18 protein-coding genes are annotated in these 18,932 nt (G+C 64.3%); 9 read left to right on the top strand and 9 right to left on the bottom strand.

Annotation, left to right across the window (positions count from 1 at the left end):
* The first annotated feature begins 135 nt into the window (after positions 1–135).
* The gene (locus tag CFE28_10465; GenBank protein ID OYU71667.1) at positions 136–2,484 is read left to right on the top strand and encodes a penicillin-binding protein; all 2,349 of its coding nucleotides are present in this window, start codon (positions 136–138) and stop codon (positions 2,482–2,484) included.
* A gap of 174 nt (positions 2,485–2,658) precedes the next feature.
* A complete protein-coding gene (locus tag CFE28_10460; protein ID OYU70372.1) occupies positions 2,659–3,762 on the top strand; it encodes a peptide chain release factor 2 in 1,104 nt (367 codons plus the stop codon).
* Positions 3,763–3,770: 8 nt separating this feature from the next.
* On the opposite strand, the gene CFE28_10455 is transcribed toward CFE28_10460, so the two are convergent.
* From CFE28_10455 to CFE28_10440, 4 genes are all read right to left on the bottom strand, one after another.
* Complete coding sequence (locus CFE28_10455; GenBank protein OYU71666.1) at positions 3,771–4,181, bottom strand: cell shape determination protein CcmA; 411 nt, start codon at positions 4,179–4,181, stop codon at positions 3,771–3,773.
* A 49-nt stretch (positions 4,182–4,230) separates the two neighbouring features.
* Positions 4,231–5,397, bottom strand: coding sequence for a peptidase M24 (locus tag CFE28_10450; protein OYU70371.1), 1,167 nt, complete (start codon positions 5,395–5,397; stop codon positions 4,231–4,233).
* A gap of 199 nt (positions 5,398–5,596) precedes the next feature.
* Positions 5,597–6,061, bottom strand: coding sequence for a peroxiredoxin (locus tag CFE28_10445; GenBank protein ID OYU70370.1), 465 nt, complete (start codon positions 6,059–6,061; stop codon positions 5,597–5,599).
* A gap of 11 nt (positions 6,062–6,072) precedes the next feature.
* The gene (locus CFE28_10440; protein ID OYU70369.1) at positions 6,073–7,332 is read right to left on the bottom strand and encodes a tyrosine--tRNA ligase; all 1,260 of its coding nucleotides are present in this window, start codon (positions 7,330–7,332) and stop codon (positions 6,073–6,075) included.
* A gap of 246 nt (positions 7,333–7,578) precedes the next feature.
* Between CFE28_10440 and CFE28_10435 the strand changes: the two genes are divergently transcribed.
* Positions 7,579–8,106: a hypothetical protein gene (locus CFE28_10435; GenBank protein OYU70368.1), complete on the top strand. Its 528-nt coding sequence runs from the start codon at positions 7,579–7,581 to the stop codon at positions 8,104–8,106.
* A 3-nt stretch (positions 8,107–8,109) separates the two neighbouring features.
* Positions 8,110–9,309, top strand: coding sequence for a hypothetical protein (locus tag CFE28_10430; GenBank protein ID OYU70367.1), 1,200 nt, complete (start codon positions 8,110–8,112; stop codon positions 9,307–9,309).
* A gap of 217 nt (positions 9,310–9,526) precedes the next feature.
* On the opposite strand, the gene CFE28_10425 is transcribed toward CFE28_10430, so the two are convergent.
* A complete protein-coding gene (locus tag CFE28_10425) occupies positions 9,527–10,381 on the bottom strand; it encodes a methyltransferase (GenBank protein ID OYU70366.1) in 855 nt (284 codons plus the stop codon).
* A gap of 79 nt (positions 10,382–10,460) precedes the next feature.
* Positions 10,461–11,108: an ornithine aminotransferase gene (locus CFE28_10420; protein ID OYU70365.1), complete on the bottom strand. Its 648-nt coding sequence runs from the start codon at positions 11,106–11,108 to the stop codon at positions 10,461–10,463.
* A 187-nt stretch (positions 11,109–11,295) separates the two neighbouring features.
* On the opposite strand from CFE28_10420, the gene CFE28_10415 reads away from it, so the two are divergent.
* Positions 11,296–11,799 carry a hypothetical protein gene (locus CFE28_10415; protein ID OYU70364.1) on the top strand — a complete coding sequence of 168 codons (504 nt, stop codon included), beginning with the start codon at positions 11,296–11,298 and terminating at the stop codon, positions 11,797–11,799.
* A 3-nt stretch (positions 11,800–11,802) separates the two neighbouring features.
* On the opposite strand, the gene CFE28_10410 is transcribed toward CFE28_10415, so the two are convergent.
* Positions 11,803–12,390, bottom strand: a complete 588-nt coding sequence (locus CFE28_10410; protein ID OYU70363.1) for a hypothetical protein — start codon at positions 12,388–12,390, stop codon at positions 11,803–11,805.
* A gap of 96 nt (positions 12,391–12,486) precedes the next feature.
* Here CFE28_10410 and CFE28_10405 point away from each other — a divergent pair, with 96 nt between their 5' ends.
* Complete coding sequence (locus CFE28_10405; protein OYU70362.1) at positions 12,487–14,178, top strand: class II poly(R)-hydroxyalkanoic acid synthase; 1,692 nt, start codon at positions 12,487–12,489, stop codon at positions 14,176–14,178.
* Between the two features lie 62 nt (positions 14,179–14,240).
* Complete coding sequence (locus tag CFE28_10400) at positions 14,241–15,053, top strand: poly(3-hydroxyalkanoate) depolymerase (protein OYU70361.1); 813 nt, start codon at positions 14,241–14,243, stop codon at positions 15,051–15,053.
* 3 nt (positions 15,054–15,056) lie between these two features.
* On the opposite strand, the gene CFE28_10395 is transcribed toward CFE28_10400, so the two are convergent.
* Together CFE28_10395 and CFE28_10390 are read right to left on the bottom strand one after the other, a co-directional pair.
* Positions 15,057–16,493: a peptidase M48 Ste24p gene (locus CFE28_10395; protein ID OYU70360.1), complete on the bottom strand. Its 1,437-nt coding sequence runs from the start codon at positions 16,491–16,493 to the stop codon at positions 15,057–15,059.
* 36 nt (positions 16,494–16,529) lie between these two features.
* A complete protein-coding gene (locus CFE28_10390; GenBank protein OYU70359.1) occupies positions 16,530–17,180 on the bottom strand; it encodes an alpha/beta hydrolase in 651 nt (216 codons plus the stop codon).
* A gap of 167 nt (positions 17,181–17,347) precedes the next feature.
* Here CFE28_10390 and CFE28_10385 point away from each other — a divergent pair, with 167 nt between their 5' ends.
* Together CFE28_10385 and CFE28_10380 are read left to right on the top strand one after the other, a co-directional pair.
* Entirely contained in the window at positions 17,348–17,791 is a 444-nt protein-coding gene (locus tag CFE28_10385; GenBank protein ID OYU70358.1) for an Rrf2 family transcriptional regulator, read from the top strand.
* Positions 17,788–18,921: an aminotransferase gene (locus CFE28_10380; protein ID OYU70357.1), complete on the top strand. Its 1,134-nt coding sequence runs from the start codon at positions 17,788–17,790 to the stop codon at positions 18,919–18,921. Before CFE28_10385 ends, CFE28_10380 begins: the two co-directional genes overlap by 4 nt.
* Positions 18,922–18,932 lie beyond the last annotated feature (11 nt).

Here is an 18,932-nt window from a genome sequence, read left to right as displayed (position 1 = left end):
GCTTGGGCCCCTCGTAGGGCCGTCCGAAAATCCGGCTTTCCCTTTTGCGAAACCCGCTCTAGACGAGGACAAAGGCGGGACGCCGGATCCCGTGGAGGTTGCTTCGTCTTGAAACCCCCCGAAAGATGGGTCGCGATTGCGGGCGTTACGGTGCTCAGCCTCATCGCTGCAGGGGGCTTGGCCATAGCCATCTACACGGCATGGCTGTTCCACGACATGCCCGATGCCGGAGACCTGGTGGACTATCGTCCGCCGACCGCGACCCGGGCCTACGCCATGGATGGCACCTTGATCGGCGAATTCAGCCGTGAACGGCGGATTTTCGTTCCCTATGACAATATTCCTCCGCAACTGGCCCAGGCCTTCCTGGCAGCTGAGGATCATGGATTTTTCCAGCATGGCGGTGTCGACCCTGCCGGCCTCGCCCGGGCGACCCTGAAGAACCTGGTCAACATTACCCAGGGCAAGCGTCTGGAGGGTGGCTCGACCATCACCCAGCAGGTTGCGAAGAACGTCCTGCTCACCAGTGACGCCACCATGGGCCGCAAGGTGAAGGAAGCCATCCTTGCCCGTCGACTGGAAGAGACCCTCAACAAGGAGCAGATCCTCGAGCTCTATCTCAACGAGATCTGGCTGGGCTATCGGTCCTTCGGGGTCGGCGCCGCGGCCTACAACTATTTCGGAAAGTCGATTTCGGATCTGACCCTGGCCCAGAGCGCCTATCTGGCCGCCTTGCCCAAGGGGCCGGACAATTATCACCCCCTCCGCCGCAAGGCCAATGCCATGGCCCGTCGCAACTGGATCCTCGACCAGATGGCGGAACTGGGATGGGTGACCAAGGCCGAGGCGGAGGCCGCCAAGAAGGAAGACCTGGTCGTCCAGGCGGCGCCCAGTCGGGCCAAGTATCGGGATGCAGACTTCTTTGTCGAAGAAGTGCGGCGGCGCGGGCTCGCAACCCTTGGCCAGAGGCTGAACGAGAGCGGCTACTACATTCGCACTACCCTTGATCCCACCATGCAGACGGCCGCCCGGAAGGCCCTGATGGATGGGCTTGAGCTTTATGACCGTCGTCATGGCTGGCGGGGCGCCACCAAGCGCGTCCAGCTGACGCCAGGTTGGGAGACCATGACCATCAAGGTTGACCTGCCCTCCGAGCGCCGGGAATGGCGTACGGCGGTGGTCACCGAAGCGGCCGGCAATTCGGTGCGGGTCAGGGTGATCCAGACAGGTCAGGGCGGACTGCTGGTCCCCGAGGACGTCCGATGGGCGCGGGCGGGCAAGGGGCTCAACGCCGGAGACGTCATTCTTGTGGAGCCCGGCGCAAGCGGCGGCTTCAGGTTGCGGCAGATCCCTGCCGTCAATGGAGCCCTTGTGGCCATTGAACCCAATTCGGGACGGGTATTGGCCATGGTCGGCGGATACTCATTCTCCCTGTCCAGCTTCAACCGTGCGACCCAGGCCCTTCGCCAGCCGGGGTCGTCCTTCAAGCCCTTCGTCTATGCGACCGCCCTGGAGAACGGCTACACCCCGGCCAGCGTCATCATGGACTCGGCCATCACCCTGCAGGGCAGGGACGGGGAGGACTGGACCCCCGAGAACTACAACAAGAGGTATTATGGCGCCCTGCAGTTCCGTCAGGGGCTTGAACTGTCACGCAACGCCATGACCGTGCGTCTCGCCCAGGGTGTCGGCATGCGCAAGGTCGCCGACATGGCGGGGCGGCTCGGAGTCATCAAGGACATGAGTCCCGTGCTCGCCATGGCCCTGGGGGCAGGGGAGACCACGCCCTTCAAGATCACCGCCGCCTATGCCTCCTTCATCAATGGCGGCCGCAAGATCGAGCCCCACCTGATCGAGGTGGTGCAGGATGGTCAGGGCAAGACCATCTTCCGGGCCGACAAGCGCGACTGCCAGCGGTGCGAAGCCGGCTTCAACGGCGACGAAAGTCCGAGGATCTCGCCGGCGGGGGATCAGGTCATGGACCCGATCACAGCCTATCAGATCACCACCATGCTGCAGGGTGTCGTCCAGCGCGGCACCGCCACATCGGTTTCAGTCCTGGGTCGACCGGTCGGCGGCAAGACCGGAACAACCAACGAATACCGCTCCGCCTGGTTTGTCGGGTTCACCCCTCAGATCGTCGCCGGAGTGTTTGTCGGCTTTGATGACAACAGGTCGCTCGGCAATGGGGAAACGGGAACCCTCGCCGCCGCGCCGGTCTTTACCGAGTTCATGAAGGAAGCCACCAAAGGGCTGCCGAAGACCGACTTCAAGGCCCCCCGCAACGCCAAGTTCATCATGGTCCACGGGATCCGCGAGGCCTTCAGGCCGGGAACCGAACCCAAGGTGGCCGAGACGCCCCTGGGCTCCATGCCCGGCGACGGGCCCAAGCCCTATCTGAGCCTGCCGGGCAGTGAGACGGGAACCACTGCTCCGCCGCCCCCACCGCCGAAAAAGGCAGACGAAATGAACGGCCTTTACTAGAGCATGTCCGATAAGCGGGAACCGGCTATCGGATTGAAACAGGCTCTAGCTTTTTGAATTAGAGCCTTTTTATCCCTTGAGACGGTTCCGTCTAAAAGGAAAACGCTCTAGTCAGGCCCGCAAGGCCCGATCCGCAAGGTCGGGCAGGACCAACGGAGTTTCACATGAGAGCAGATGTCGAGGCCGCCAAGGCCGACATCGAGCAGTCGATTGAACTGCTCAGGAGGCGTCTTTGACTGGGAACCAGCCCTTCGGAAGCTTCACGAACTGAATGCCCGGGTCGAGGACCCGACCCTCTGGAATGATGCCGCAGCGGCCCAGTCCATCAGCCGCGAACGCTCAAGGCTGGCGGCCTCTGTCGAGGCAGTGCAGTCCCTGGAGCGGGATCTGGGTGACGCCATCGGCTATGCGGAACTCGCCGACGAGGAGGGCGATGAGCCCAGCCTCGAAGAGGCCCGGCAACAGCTGAAGGGTCTGAAGGACCGCGCTGCGCGGGCCGAGCTCGAGGCCCTGCTGTCAGGCGAGGCCGATGGAAATGACGCCTTTGTGGAAATCAATTCCGGCGCAGGCGGGACAGAGTCCTGCGACTGGGCCGGCATGCTGCTGCGCATGTACACCCGCTGGGCCCAGGCCCACGGCATGACCGTCGATTTTCTGGAAGAAACCAGTGGCGATCAGGCGGGGATCAAGTCTGTCACCCTGCAGATCAAGGGGACCAACGCCTATGGCTGGCTGAAGACCGAGGCGGGTGTCCATCGCCTGGTGCGCATTTCGCCCTTTGACGCAGCGGCCAAGCGTCACACGAGCTTTGCCTCAGTTTGGGTCTATCCGGTGGTCGATGACGCCATCGTCATCGACATCAATCCTTCGGACGTGAGGACTGACACCTATCGTGCATCGGGCGCCGGTGGGCAGCACATCAACAAGACAGACAGCGCCGTCCGCCTGACCCACATTCCGACCGGCGTCGCCGTGGCCTGTCAGATGGGGCGGTCACAGCACCAGAACCGCGAAGAAGCCTGGAAAATGCTGAGGGCGCGGCTCTATGAGCTGGAACTGCAGAAGCGGGAGGCCGCCGCCCAGGCGCTTGAGGATCAGAAGACGGACATCGGCTGGGGCCACCAGATCAGATCCTATGTCCTGGCGCCCTATCAGATGGTCAAGGACCTGCGGACCGAGGTTGAGACCTCAGACACGGACGGCGTGCTGGACGGCGATCTGGATCGTTTCATGGGCGCAAGCCTGGCCCAGAGGGTAGGGGTAACCCGGGAAGGCTGACCCGGGGCTCAGGCCTTGGGCGCCATGGGGCTGACGTCGGTCATGACCGACGCAGCCGCCGGAGCTGCGGGGCGCTGGAACTTCAGGCTGCGGCCCTGGAAGAAGGCGCCTGTTTCCATGGCCAGCTGCTCGTGGGTAATGTCGCCATCCACATAGGCGGTGCCCAGCAGGCGGACCTGCTTGGCGGTGATGGCGCCGATCACCCGGCCGCGGATCTCTACGGAATCCGAGAAGATCTGACCTTCCACATGTCCGGTTTCACCCAGGGACAGCTTGCCGACCCGCACGTCGCCGCGAACGACGCCGTCGATCTGCACTTCGCCATCACTCAGGACATTGCCTTCGACGGTCAGATTTTCCGACAGCAATGAAGCTGCCCGGGGCTTGGCCTTGGCAGGGTTGCTGCTCGGCGCCGGCATGGCGACAGGCAGATGGGCGTCTGGCGCCGAAACGGCCTTGGTCTCGGTGTTAGGAGTCCGCTTGCTGAACATAGTCACCTGCCTTGAGGAAGCGATCCGGGTTCTGCGCGCGGCCATTGACCCAGACTTCATAATGGAGATGTGGCCCGGTCGAGCGACCGGTGGAGCCCATGGCGCCAATCCGGCTGCCCACCGCGACCCGCTCGCCAACCCGCACCGAAATGCCGGACAGGTGGGCGTAACGCGTCTTGAAGCCGGCGCCGTGGTCGATTTCAATCGTATTGCCGTAACCCGAGCGAACGCCCGTGAAGGAAACCACACCCGGCGCCGTTGAATAGATCGGAACGCCAATACCGCCAGTGAAGTCCAGCCCGGAATGGAAGGCAGGTCGTCCATTGAAGGGGTCAAACCTGACGCCGAAGCCGCTGGACCGGGGCGTGTCATTGGTCGGCCGGGACAGGGGCAGCCTGGCCGCCGCCGTGGTCATGGCGCGGGCCTCGGAAAGATTGTTTGCTGCGTGCTGTATGCGGCGTGCGAAGTTCTCGTCCACATCAAGCACCGCTGCGAGGGCGCGCGGGTCCTTGGCGTCGATAAGCGGGCCGCCGAGGCTGGTGGCGGCCGATGTGAAGCTGGATGGACTCAGGCCGGCAAGGCGGAATGCAAGGCGCAGCCTGTCGGCCCGTCCCTTGGCGAAGTTATCCGCAGCATCGATCAGGCGTTCCTGATTTGCCCGGACCAGTTCGATCCGGCGGGTGGGATTGGCGCCCTTCACCGGGGCGGCGGAGGCCCGCAGGGCGGGGGTAAGCGCTTCGGCCAGGCCAGGCTCATCCTTGGTCTGGGTCAGCAGCATGGCCAGGGCTGCATGGCGCTTCTCGACAGTCGCTGCGAGGGAGCCGATTGAGCCATTGGCGGCGTCAAGCTGTGCGACGGCGCTGTTCAGGCGGGCCTCACGGTCGGCGACCCAGCGTTCGGACTTGGCCTGCATCTGAGCCAGTTCCTTGTCCGACTCCGACAGGGCGAAGGCGTCCACCACCATGGCCGAGGTCGAAACGCCCAGCCAGAGACCGCAGGCGGCGATGACGCCGGCGATGACGGTCTGGTTGCCTGTGCTCAGGACAAAGCCGCGCATTTCGCCTTCTGAACGAATGTAGATGTGCCGTTCAGGAAAGACGTTCGCGATGAAGTCGCGCAGGCGCTCTAAGCGTGTCATGCTCACCGCACTCGTTGGGGACCCCAGGAACGGGGGATATGCGATGAAGAGGCAGCTTTAGGCAAGCCAAAATGCGCCGCAAGGGCGTAATCCGCGGATCTAAACTAGATGGTCAGGGGTTAACCATTTATTTCGCGTTGGAAAGTCGCCCCATTGTCGCGGTCATTATTCTGAGCGGGACTGAGGCTAAATCGCAACAGTCGCGTCAGAGCGCCCGGGCGGCCTCGAGCACCTCGGCCACATGGCCAGGCACCTTCACCTTGCGCCAGACCCGGGCAAGGTTTCCCGTACTGTCGATCAGATAGGTCGAACGCTCGATACCCATGTACTGGCGGCCATACATGGATTTCTCTACCCAGGCGCCATAGGCCTCGATGGTCGCGCCCTCCGGGTCTGAGCCCAGGGGGAAGGTCAGGCCGTACTTCTTGGTGAATTTGGCGTGACTGGCGACGCTGTCCTTGGACACGCCCAGCAGGGCCACCCCGGCCTTTTCAAACTCCGCCGCCATGTCCGAAAAGCCCTGGGCTTCCTTGGTGCAGCCAGGGGTGTCGTCCTTGGGGTAAAAATAGAGGACCAGGGCCTTGCCGCTGAAACTGGCCAGGGTGAGGTCGCCTTCAGGTCCGGCGACGGTGAAGGCGGGGGCCGGCTGGCCGACAGAGATATCGCTCATGGAACTTGCTCCTAAACCGGTTTGACCAGGACGAGCTTCTTCTTGCCCGCCGCCAGCTTGATGACGCCATCCACCAGATCGCCGCTGGAAATGATCCGGGCGCCGTCGACCTCAGCCACGTCATTGACCCGAAGACCGCCGCCCTGGGCCAGACGTCGGGCTTCCCCACGCGAAGCGGCAAGGCCTGCATCAACCGCCAGGGCGGCCAGGACAATCCCGGCCTGCAAGTCGGCCGCCGCCACCTCGCAGGTCGGCATGTCAGCCGAAACGCTGCCGACTTCGAATGCGACCCGGGCGGCTTCAGCCGCCGCGTCCGCCGCTGCCTGTCCGTGCAGCATGCGGGTGGCTTCGTTGGCCAGCACCTTTTTGGCGTCGTTGATGGCTGCGCCTTCCATGGCCTCGTAACGGGCGATCTCGTCCAGGGACAGGTCTGTGAACAGGCGCATGAAGCGACCGACGTCGGCGTCCTCGGTGTTCCGCCAGAACTGCCAGTAGTCGTAGGGACTGCGCATGTCTGCGTTCAGCCAGACGGCGCCGCCCACGGTCTTGCCCATCTTCTGGCCCGAAGCGGTGGAGAGCAGGGGGGTGGTCAGCCCGAAGGAGGGCTTCTGGTCCACCCGGCGGATCAGCTCGACCCCGTTGAGGATGTTTCCCCACTGGTCCGAGCCGCCCATCTGCAGGACGCAGCCGAAATTGCGCTCCAGCTCCAGGAAGTCGGTGGCCTGCATGAGCATGTAGTTGAACTCAAGGAAGGTCATGGGCTGCTCGCGCTCCAGGCGCAGCTTGACGCTTTCGAAGCTCAGCATCCGGTTGATGGTGAAATGGACCCCGAATTCCCGCAGGAACTGGACATAGCCCAGCTTGTCCAGCCAGTCGGCATTGTTGACCATGACCGCATCAGTTGGGCCATCGCCGAAGGTGAGGAACTTCGCAAACACCGCCTGGATGGAGTCGATGTTCGACTGGATCTGCTCTTCAGTCAGCAGGGGGCGCGACTGGTCCTTGTCGGTGGGGTCGCCGACCTTGGTCGTGCCGCCGCCCATGAGGACGATGGGCTTGTGCCCGGCCTGCTGCAGGCGACGTAACATCATGATCTGGATCAGGCTGCCCACGTGCAGGCTGGACGCCGTGGCGTCAAATCCGATGTAGCCGGTGACCACGCCTTTGGTCGCCGCTTCGTCCAGCTCCACGGGGTGGGTGATCGAGTGGATGTAGCCGCGGGCCTGCATGGTGCGCAGGAGGTCGGACTTGAATTCGGTTTCAGCGGACATGAGGCGTGACTCTTGGACGGGTGGCGCGGGCTCTAACACGTCAGGCGGCGCAATTTCGAGGGGCATGTGCAGGTCTCCGGAAGGGAAGGGGCCGGATGCCTGGGATTTCCTGGGGCGCCGACCTTTGAAAAGGGGGCGCAAGGGTTCGTCCGCGCCGCTCTAGGAGCGGGCGTAATAGAGGCTGAAGAGGGGCCGTTGGACGAACATGGGTCTAGCTAGCGGTTCGAGGCCGTGGCAGTCAAGGCCATGCCCTGCGCCCTCAAACCCTTCAGCCCGGCCAAGGACCTGCCGGTTTCCGGCATTGAAGTAGATGTGTCACGATCAAGTGGCGGGCGCCTCGATCTGACCTATCGGGCCTTTGGTCTGACGTCGGACCTGCTTCTGCCAGACCCTGAACCCTCCAGGCGGACCGACGAACTCTGGCGGCATACCTGTTTCGAAGTCTTCGTTCAGGCGGCCGGAGAGCCTGGCTATCTGGAGTTCAACTTCTCACCCTCCACCCGCTGGGCCAGCTATCGTTTTGACGACTATCGTAATGGCATGGCGGATGCCGATATTTTTCCTGACCTGACGGTGGCTCATGAGGGGAACGCCTTGATCCTGATAGCCAGTCTCAGCCTGCCTGATCTTGCCGGGACCGACTGGCGGCTGGCCCTGTCCGCCGTGATCGAATCCGTGGATGGGACCTGCTCGTACTGGGCGGCGGCCCACCCGCCGGGCAAACCCGACTTCCATCACCCGCTATCCTTTGCGCTGACCCTGGCTGGAGGCTGACCCATGAAATTCGGTCTGGATCGTTTCTGCGAAGACGGCGAACTGCGGGCGGCCCTGGGCGGACGCCGGGTCGCCCTGCTCGGCCATCCGGCCTCGGTCACCACCGATCTGACCCACGCCCTGGACGCCGTCTCCAGTCTGCAGGTCAAACTCACCTCGGCTTTCGGGCCCCAGCATGGCCTGCGGGGGGACAAGCAGGACAATATGGTGGAGTCGCCCGACTTCGTTGACCCGGCCTACGGCATCCCGATCTTCAGCCTCTATGGCGAGGTCCGCCGCCCGACCGACGCCATGATGGACAGTTTCGACGTCCTGCTGGTGGACCTCCAGGACCTTGGCTGCCGGATCTACACCTTCATCACCACCCTGCGGTACGTCCTCGAGGCGGCGGCGAAACATGGCAAGGCGGTCTGGGTACTGGACCGGCCGAACCCGGCAGGACGGCCGGTGGAAGGCCTGCGTCTGCGGGAGGGCTGGGAAAGCTTTGTCGGCGCTGGGCCCATGCCCATGCGCCATGGCCTGACCCTCGGTGAACTGGGCGGCTGGTTCATCAAGACTCTGAATCTGGACCTGGAATACCGGGTGATCGCCATGGAAGGCTGGGCGCCAGACGCCGCCCCCGGCTATGGCTGGCCCCTTGGAGAACGGGAGTGGGTCAATCCCAGCCCGAACGCCCCGAACCTGTCCATGGCGCGGGCCTATGCAGGGACAGTGATGGTGGAAGGCGCAACCCTTTCGGAAGGTCGGGGCACCACCCGGCCGCTGGAGATCTTCGGGGCGCCTGACATCAACGCCGTGGACGTGATCGCCGAAATGAACCGGGCCGCGCCCCAATGGCTGGCAGGTTGCCGCCTGCGCCCGATCTGGTTCGAGCCCACCTTCCACAAGCATGTGGGCAAGCTGTGCCATGGAGTGCAGATCCACGTGGAGGGTCCGCAATACGATCATGAGGCCTTCCGTCCCTGGCGGGTCCAGACCCTGGCCTTCAAGGCCATCCGCAACCTCTATCCCGACTACGATCTCTGGCGGGACTTCCCCTATGAGTACGAGATCGGCAAGCTGGCCATCGATGTCATCAATGGCGGGCCGCTGTTGCGGGAGTGGGTCGACGATCCGGCTGCGACGCCTGCAGACCTCGATGCTCTGACCCTGCCGGATGAAGAGTCATGGCGCGAGGAGCGGCGGGAGTTTCTGCTGTACTAGATCCACGCCCGGGAACACCAAAATCAAGCCACGATTGGCAGTGACTGTGATGCGGTCACCAAAAGGTGTTTCCAATGAAATCACTGATCTTCCTGGTCGTTACGGCAAGCCTGCTGGGTGGGTGCTCCGGGGTTCTGGACTGGTGCCCTGACGGTTTGACCCCGCCCCCAGCCAGTGATCGCGTGCCCGCGCCTCACGGCTAGGATTTCGCTGCCGCTCAGGCGGTTGCTATGACGATCCACACAGCCGCCTTTAGATAGACCCCGCCTGAAGCCGCCTTCGTCTTCAGCATGGCTTCGACGAGGGGACGGGCGGCTTCGGCATAGTCTGGGTATTCTCGAAGCAGGCTACCGAGGGATCCTACCTTCAGGCTCACTTCAAGCATGGCTCCGAGGTCGCCGCTGCTGACCGCTAGGTCACGGGGCTCGATCTCCAAATGGCTGAACCCAGCTGCGATCAGAACTGCGTCAATGGTATCGCGGCGCGCCAGGGAGAAGGGAAGGGCCTCGCCTGCCGCTTCGACCAGGTGGCGTGGCAGAACCGAGCCGGCGGCTTTGATGGGCGCATAGTCCAGTTCGTTTTCCTGCATGGACCGCCAACAGACAAAGGCCATCCGGCCGCCTGGGCTTAGGCCGCGACGTATGTTGGCAAAGGCATCTGCGGGCTTCTCAAAGAACATGACGCCGAAGCGGGAATAGACTGCTGTGAATTCCCGGGTTTGAAATTCATAGCGTCCGGCGTCGGCGCAGATGACTTGAACCTGGGGAAGGCCGCTGCAGAGGGCTTGCGCTCGCTCTGCCATCGCCGCTGATTGGTCAATGCCAACCGCTGTGCCTGCAGGCCCCACGGCTTCGGCTATCGCGCTGAGGGTTCTGCCGCCGCCACAGCCAATGTCCGCGACCTTGTCGCCTGGGCCCAAACTCAGGGCGGCCAAGGCAAGCTCCCCAAGCGGCTTCAATTGAAGCTCGACGAGGTCTTCGACCTCAGCCCAAGCCTTGTCGCGAAGCTGGGCTGGTGTTGGGGGCACGGTCTGAACGGTTCCACTCTGAAGTGGAGGCCAGAGTGTCTCCATCCCACCGCCTGCGCAATCCTGATCGGGAGGGTATCAGAGTCGCGCATGCAGGACCGCCCAGAAGTCCAGGGGAGGAGGGCTAGGCGATGACGAGATGGTTTTCCACGTCTGTGGCGCCCGGCGCCGACCAGGCGGTGTTTGCGGCCAGCAGGCGCTCGCTGATGGTGTGAACGGTTCCGGTCAGCTTCACCCGGCCGTCGCGGGCTGTGACCTTGATGTGCTGGGGATCGAACCAGGACCGGTGCAGGGCGTGCTGGATGTCACTGCTGATGGACTGGGTGTCCACCCGCGGATTGACCTTGATGTTGTTCGAGACGCCGACGACGCCCCAGAGCTTCTGGACCTCATGCCCCGCGGATTCGTGCTGATAACCCCAGTCGACATCGCCGGTCAGGGTGACCCAGCCGTTCTGGACCGTGGCCTTGATGGCGTTCTTGGGCAGAGTGGAATCCCAGGCCATGCGCATGACCACGGCGGCGGCGATCTCCTCGTCCGACCGCTTCACGTCAAAGGCCAGCTTGACCTCGATCTCCTCGGCAATGGCGCGAACGCCCTTGATGCTTCGGACGGCGACCTCGGCCGCGTGCTTTTCGGCATAGGTCTCCACGTGGCCGGTCAGGGTTACGACGCCGTCGTGGACGGTGACGCCAATGTGGGCGGCGTTGACAGCGGGCGCCCACTGCAGTTCGGCAAGGACGGAATCCTTCAGATGTGCGTCGTTTGACATGGGGTGTCTCCGGAAATGAGCAGCGCAAGGCTGCGTTGGCCCGCAGACTTCTAGAGACCTTGCCGATGGGCTCTCAGGATCGGAATCTACCCACCGCCGTCGTTAGAATGCTTTTTCTAAAGACCAGGCCTATCCCTCCGTCCATCGCGCTCCGACGGGGCGCCACACAATCTTACGGAGACATCCCATGGCCAAGACCAAGACCGAAAAGGCCGCCAAGGCCGAAAAGACCGCCCCGAAGACCTTCTTCGACCCCGACATCGCCCGCAAGATCTGGCTGGCCGGCGTTGGCGCCTATGGCCGCGCCTATGACGAAGCCACCGATGCTGCCGAGAAGTTCGCCGAGAAGGCCAACCACTCCTTCGACGACCTGGTCGCCAAGGGTGAGAAGATCGAAGACGTCGTCCGCGCCCGCATTTCCAAGGCCCCTGCCGGCAAGAAGGTCGCCGACATGGTCGAGGACATCACCAAGAAGACCAAGGATGTCACCGAGACCCGTCGCGCCGCTCTGGACGCCCGTCTGGACGATGTGAAGAAGTCCCTGGGTGAAACCTTCGCCCCCTTCAACATGGCCGCCCTGAGCCAGGCCGTGGAAGGCCTGACCAAGCAGGTTGAAGTCCTGGCCGCTGAAGTCGCCGACCTGAAGGCCGAGAAGGCCAAGAAGCCGGCCAAGGCGACCGAAGAGGCCTGAGCCCTATGACCGGGCCAGACCGGCCACGGGCAGCATGATCTGGGCCGCCGCGCGGGCGATGAGTTCGCGCGGTGATCCGGTCATCGCTTCCAGGGTCAGGACACTGGTCTGGAAGGCGATTCCGGTGGTGATCTGATCGGCGAACCCGTCGAGGATCTCGGGAGAGGCGTGCAGGAGGTTGCGGTCCGTCAGGACGGCCAGGGTCTCCCGCACGGCGAACCTGATGGTCTTCAGAATGTGGCGGGCGTCCTCGGCAAGGTCCGGCATGGCGCCCGCAAGGGCAGGTTCCCGCCAGAAGAACCGGGCGTCCCAGGTCTCTTCCACAAGGATATGGACGTGGGTCCAGAGGGTCTCCAGGTCGAGGTCGGGTCGGCTGGCCGCATCCCTGAGGGCCGCGGCCACCAGGTCGACCTCCAGACGGTGCTGGGCCATCAATCCCGCCAGGATCTCGGGCTTGCCCTTGAAGTGGTAGTAGAGATGACCAGCGCTGATCCCCATGGCCGTGGCGATATCCAGGGCCGACTGACCGCCAACGCCTTCGGCATTGAACAGGTCGAGGGCGGCGGCGAGGATGCGGTCCCGGGTCTTCATGTTTTCGCGTCCCAATTGACTCCCGGCGAATGGCCCGCACCATAGGTACTACAGTAAGAGCCAGACGAGAATGATCTGGCCATTTGGGAGACGACAATGACCAAGCCCGGAATTCGCCTCGAGGGCGGCGGCGCCACCGAGAACACCAGCGGCCTCAATCCGATGATCGGCATTGCCCGCGAAGACTTGATGGGCGCTGTGGCGGTCATGCTGCGCGAGACCGCAGGTCGGCCCGCCAAGACCCTGAAGCACCTGAAGGCTTTCGGATCTGATGTGGCCGACATCGTGACCCAGAAGTCCGAGCTGGCGCCGTCTCCCAAGGACAAGCGGTTCATGGACCCGGCCTGGCGGACCAACCCCTTCTACAAGGGCGCCATGCAATACTATCTGGCGGCCCAGAAGGGCATGAATGCCTGGATCCAGGACGTCGAGTTCGATGACCTGGAGCGCGCGCGGGCCTCCTTCATCACCGGCATGGTCATGGATTCCGTGGCCCCGACCAACACTCTGATCGGCAATCCCTCGGCCATGAAGAAGGCCTTCGAGACCGGCGGCGTGTCCCTGATCAAGGGCCTGCAGAACGCCTATGAGGACATGACCAAGAATGACGGGATTGTCAGCCAGGTGGACAAGCGGCCCTTCAAGGTCGGCGAGAACCTGGCCACCAGCCCCGGCGATGTCATCTATCGCACCGAGATCATGGAGCTGATCCAGTACGCCCCGTCGACCGAGCAGGTCCGGGAAATCCCGCTGATGATCATCCCGCCCCAGATCAACAAGGCCTATGTGAACGACCTGTCCCCGGACAAGAGCATGGTCCGCTATCTGGTGGCCCACGGCTTCACGGTCTTCCTGGTCAGCTGGCGCAATCCGTCAAAGGAACACGCCGCCTGGGGGCTGGGCCACTATGTGGACTCCCTGATCGAAGCCACCGACGTCATCGCCAAGGTCACCAAGTCCGACAAGGTCAATGTGACGGGCGCCTGCTCAGGCGGTATCACCACCGCGACCCTGTTGTCCAAGCTGGCCGCCCGGGGAGATGAGCGGATCAACGCCGTCTCCCTGATGGTCTGCGTGCTGGATCCCGATGCAGGCGACAGCGAGAGCGGCGCCCTTGTCTCAAAGCACGGCATTGAAATGGCCCGCCGACGTTCCGCCAAGAAGGGCATTCTCGAGGGCTCGTCCCTGTCGCGGACCTTCGCCTGGCTGCGTCCCAATGACCTGGTCTGGAACTATGTCATCAACAACTACCTGCACGGCGAGGCCCCGGCGCCCTTCGACATCCTGTTCTGGAACAATGACGCGACCAATCTGACCGCGACCCTGCATTCAGACTATATGGGCGTCTATGAGACCCAGCCCTTCCGCAATCCCGGTGAGGCTGAGCTGGCGGGGCATATGGTGGACCTGAAGGCCGTCAAGAACGACGTCTTCATCGTCGCAGGCGTCACCGACCACATCACCCCGTGGAAGGCTTGCTACCGCACCACCCAGCTGATTGGCTCGGAGAATGTGGAATTCGTCCTGTCCCAGTCGGGCCACATCCAGGCCCTGCTGAACCCGCCCGGCAATCCCAAGTCGAAATACTTCCACTCCAAGACCCGGCCGCCGGCCGACATCGACGCCTGGCTAAATGGCGCGGCTGAGGAACATTCCGGCTCCTGGTGGCCTTTCTGGGTGGAGTGGATGGGTGACCGGGCAGGGGACCTCAAGGCCGCGCCCAAGCAGACCGGCAACAAGACCTACAAATCCCTCGGCCCCGCGCCGGGCCAATACGCCTTCGGCTGATCGGAGAGAGCCTCGTGAGCAAGACCTCAACGGACGACACTAACGGGGCTCTCATCCAGCTCATGCGGGCTGGCGGCCGCCAGCTGCGGGTCGCCGTCTGGAAGGCGACAGAAAAGGGCGCTGGCAACAAGCGCCCTCTACTGTTCTTCAACGGCATTGGGGCCAGCATCGAACTGATGGCGCCCCTGGCCGCCTGGTTCACCGACCGGGACCTGATCTCCTTCGACATGCCCGGCGTCGGCGGATCGCCCAAGCCCAGCGCGCCCTACCGGCCCTGGACCATGGCCTGGACCGCTGCGCGGATCCTGGACCAACTGGGCTATGACAAGGTCGATGTCATGGGGGTCTCCTGGGGCGGGGGCCTGGCCCAGCAGTTCGCCTTCCAGCATCCCCGCAGGACCGGCCGCCTGATCCTGGCCGCCACCTCGGCCGGCATGATCATGGTGCCCGGCGACATGAAGGCCCTGTCCAAGATGGCCGATCCCCAGCGCTATATCGACCCGGACTTCATGCGGAAGAACTTCCAGACCCTCTATGGCGGCGAAACCCTGGGGGCTGACGACCACATCGGCCGGATCGTTCCGCCCTCCCGGACGGGCTATCTCTACCAGCTGGGCGCCATGGCCGGCTGGACCAGCGTGCCCTTCCTGCCCCTGATGAAGGCCCCGACCCTGATCATGATGGGCGACGACGACCGGATCGTTCCGGCCATCAACGGCCGCATCCTGGAAGGCCTGATCCCCAACGCGACCCTGGAGATCGTCCCCGGCGGCGGGCACCTGTTCCTGGTGTCGCGGGCTGAGGACGTCATGCCGCGGATCCGAGAGTTCCTGGACGACAGCTATGAGACGGCGAGCCGGAAGGCGGCGGCCTAGTCCCTACTTCGTCGCCGAAACCAGCTTCACCCTGCGCCCGGGCTTCAGCGCCGCCCCTGGCTCGAGGCCGTTGATCGCCATGAAGGTCTCCTGCTGAAAACCCTCCACGGCCATGCGGGCTGACAGGCTGGCGACCGTGTCGGTGGCCTTGACCGTCACCAGTTCGATCCTGCGGGGGCGCAGCTTTGCGACCTCGGCCGCCGTGATCCTGTGGAAGGAGTTGAACATGGGGTCGAAGACCCGGGCAGTCCCCGCCGGGGCCTGGGCCAGGAACTGGTATCCAGTCTCGCCGCCCGTCGCATAGACGACCACCACGAACTCGACATCGCCATTGGCTGTCCGGGCCAGGGCCGGGACCATTACGGAGTCCACACCGTTGATCTTGGTGGACTGGGGCTGGCCCATGGATATCGGGGTCTGGTTGGCCGCCTGCCGCATCAGGTTGACGGCATAGTCTTCCAGCCTGGCGCCGCCGATCTTGCCGGCGGCGAAGATGGCGCGGGACCGGTTCGGACCTTCGATGGTCACGGCGGCAGGACCATTGGTCAGGGTAAAGCCGGTCGGCGCTTCAAACCCGAAGCCCAGTTCGGGATGCAGGAAGGCCCTGCCCACAACGAAACCCTGGGCCGGATCGTCGCCATAGAGCATGCCATTTGTGGCGATGAGATAGCCGTCCATACCCGGCTTTACGGCGGGCGCCTTGGCGGCCAGTTGGACCGTCCGGGCTATGCGGTCAGAGGTCAGGGGGTGGGTTCGCAGCCAGCCGGGAACAGCGGTGTCGCCCTGGCCTCGCTGGCGGGCCTCCAGCTGGTCTTCCCGCTGGATGGCCTGCAGGGTTCCGGTGAGACCAGAGGCGGGGTAGCCGGCCTTGGGCAGGTACTGAACGCCCAGGGAGTCGGCCTCGTATTCCTGGTTGCGCGAATAGCTGAGCACGGTCAGCTGGCCGACCTGGGAGGCGATCTGCGCCACCTGGTCCGACTTGGTCACGGCGCCTAGGACCAGGGCGCCCAGACCGGTCACCAGTGTGCGGTTCTGACGTTTGCCGGCGTGGTTGGCGTTCACATGGCCGATCTCGTGACCAAGGGTTCCCGCCAGCTCGGCCTCGCTGTTGATCACCGAGAGCAGGCCCCGGGTGATGTAGACGTGACAGCCGGGCGGGGAGGTGAAGGCGTTGACCACCATGCTGTTGACCACGTGGAAGCCGCACTGCCCGCCGCGCCCGGCGGCTGCGGCGACCCGATCTCCCACCTTGGCCACATAAGCCGCCACAGGCCCCTCATAGAGCCCGCCCTGGGCCTCTATGGAGGCGGCGTGCTCTTTGGGGACAGGCGGGTTCTGAAAGCCGCTGGCGACCGTCTGGGCGAGAGATGGCGAGGCAGCCAGCATGACGCCGGACGCAAGGGCGAGCGACGCCAGGGCATGGCGGGATTTGATGGTCATGGTGCGATCAGGCGTCCCTGCGGTGTTATGGGACCGCTAGATTGGGTCGGCGGCGATCCGTTTGTCCAGATAGTCGCCCACATGACGTTCCACATCCGGCAGGTTTTCCGCCCAGAAGTGGGAAGCGCCGTCGACCACTTCATGGTCAATGACAATGCCCTTCTGCGTGCGCAGCTTGGAAACCACGCGTTCGACTTCCACCGGCGGCACAACCGTATCGGCGCTGCCGTGCAGGATCAGGCCCGAAGCGGGGCAGGGGGCCAGGAAGCTGAAGTCGTACATGTTGGTCGGCGGCGACACCGAGATGAAGCCGTCGGTTTCAGGGCGGCGCATCAGCAGCTGCATGCTGACCCAGGCCCCGAAGGAATAGCCGGCGACCCAGCACTGGGAGGCGGCGGGATTGGTGGTCTGCAGCCAGTCCAGGGCGGTGGCGGCGTCAGCCAACTCGCCAATGCCGGAGTCGAACTCACCCTGGCTGCGGCCCACGCCACGGAAATTGAAGCGCAGAACCGAGAAGCCGCGCTTCATGAACAGGTGGAAGAGCTGGACATTGACCGGGTTGTTCATCTGCCCGCCGGCCTTGGGGTGCGGGTGCATGATCAGGGCGATGGGCGCCGTTTCAGTCTTGCCGGCCGTATAGCGACCTTCAATCCGTCCGGCTGCGCCGGTCAAAACCACCTCAGGCATGTCGAACCCTTGAATTGTCCCCCATTTGGGTGGGGCGTAATAGTTGACTAATGCGCTGGGTCTTCCTAAGTGCGTCACTCAAGCAGGACAGTTCAGCGCGAGGCGGCGGCTTTAGCACAAGGCGCCTGCAAAACGCTCGAAAAAACCGACTCGGACCCGCAAGCCAGATGAGACTCAGCACCAAAGGGCGATACGCGGTCATGGCCATGGCCGACCTGGCGCGTCGTCAGGGGTCTGCGAGCGGCGAGCGGGCCGTGTCCCTGGCGGAGATCGCTGTGCGCCAGCAGATTTCCCTGTCCTATCTGGAACAGCTCTTCGCCCGCCTGCGTCGTCAGGGCCTGGTGCGCAGTCTGCGGGGGCCCGGCGGCGGCTATCTGCTGGCCCGCACGCCCGACGCGACCTCCATCGCCGAGATCGTCATGGCTGTGGATGAACCCCTGCGGGCCACCCGCTGCAGCGGCAAGTCCAAGGGCTGCATGCTGAAGGGCGAACGCTGTCTGACCCATGACCTCTGGGAGGAAATGGGCCGCAAGATCGAGGGCTACCTGGCTTCGGTCACCCTGGCGGACGTGGCTCTGGGTCGGCTGGCCCCGGAGACGCCTGCGTCATGACGTCTCCCGTCTATCTCGATTTCAACGCCACCGCCCCGGTGCGACCCGAGGCCGTCGAGGCCATGACCCAGGCCCTGGCGAGGGTTGGTAATCCATCCTCGGTTCATGGGGCAGGGCGGGCCGCCCGGGCCCTGCTTGAGGGCGCCCGGACCGATGTGGCCGCCCTGATTGGCGGTCCGGCCTCGACAGTGGTCTTCACCAGCGGCGGCACCGAAGCCAATGGCCTGGCCATTGAGAGCGCCGTAGCGGCGGGTTCGCGGCGGCTGATCGTCAGCGCCATCGAACATGACTGCGTGATCGAGGCTGCCAAAGCATCGGGCGCGGAGGTCGAATTCCTGCCGGTTGACGCCCAGGGCGTTGCAGATCTGGCATGGCTTTCCGCCAGGCTGAGCGTCTGGGACGCCGCAGATGGCCGGCCCTTGGTCGCCCTGATGGCGGCGAACAATGAAACCGGCGTTATCCAGCCTATGCTGGAGGCCTCGGAGATTGTCCGGGCCCACGAGGGCTGGCTGCACGTGGACGCCGTCCAGGCGGCGGGCAAGCTGGCCATCGACAGCCGCAGCATCCAGGCCGACACCTACGCCGTTTCCGCCCACAAGCTGGGTGGGCCCCAGGGCGTCGGCGCACTGACCTTCGGGCCCCGGGCCAGCCTGGTCCGCCGACAGCACGGCGGCGGGCAGGAGCGGGGGCGTCGGGCTGGAACTGAAAACCTGCCGGGCATTGCCGGCTTCGCAGCTGCGGCCAGGGCGGCGCTCCGCGACGCCAATGACAACAAGGCCTGGCGGGACGCCGCGATTGATGACCTCAAGGCTGCCGGCGGCGTCATTGTCGGCGAGAACGCCCGTCGGCTGGATGGAACCCTCTGCGTCGCCTATCCCGGCTTTCCGGCAGAGCGGCAGGTCATGGCCCTGGATCTGGCGGGCGTCATGATCAGCGCCGGCTCGGCCTGTTCTTCCGGCAAGGTCAAGGCCAGCCATGTCCTGCAGGCCATGGGTCTGAATGATCTGGCGGCCTGCGCAATCCGGGTCAGTGGCGGCTGGTCGACCACGGCGTCGGACTGGTCGGCCTTTGTCGAGGCCTGGCGGGCCATGACGACTTCTTTCACGGCGCGCCGCGCCAGCGCAGCATAGGACAACAGGCA

This window comes from Alphaproteobacteria bacterium PA2 (assembly GCA_002256425.1).
GTDB lineage: Bacteria > Pseudomonadota > Alphaproteobacteria > Caulobacterales > Caulobacteraceae > Phenylobacterium.
The sequence above is the reverse complement of the archived record's forward strand: the minus strand, read 5'-3'. Positions and strand labels throughout refer to the sequence as shown.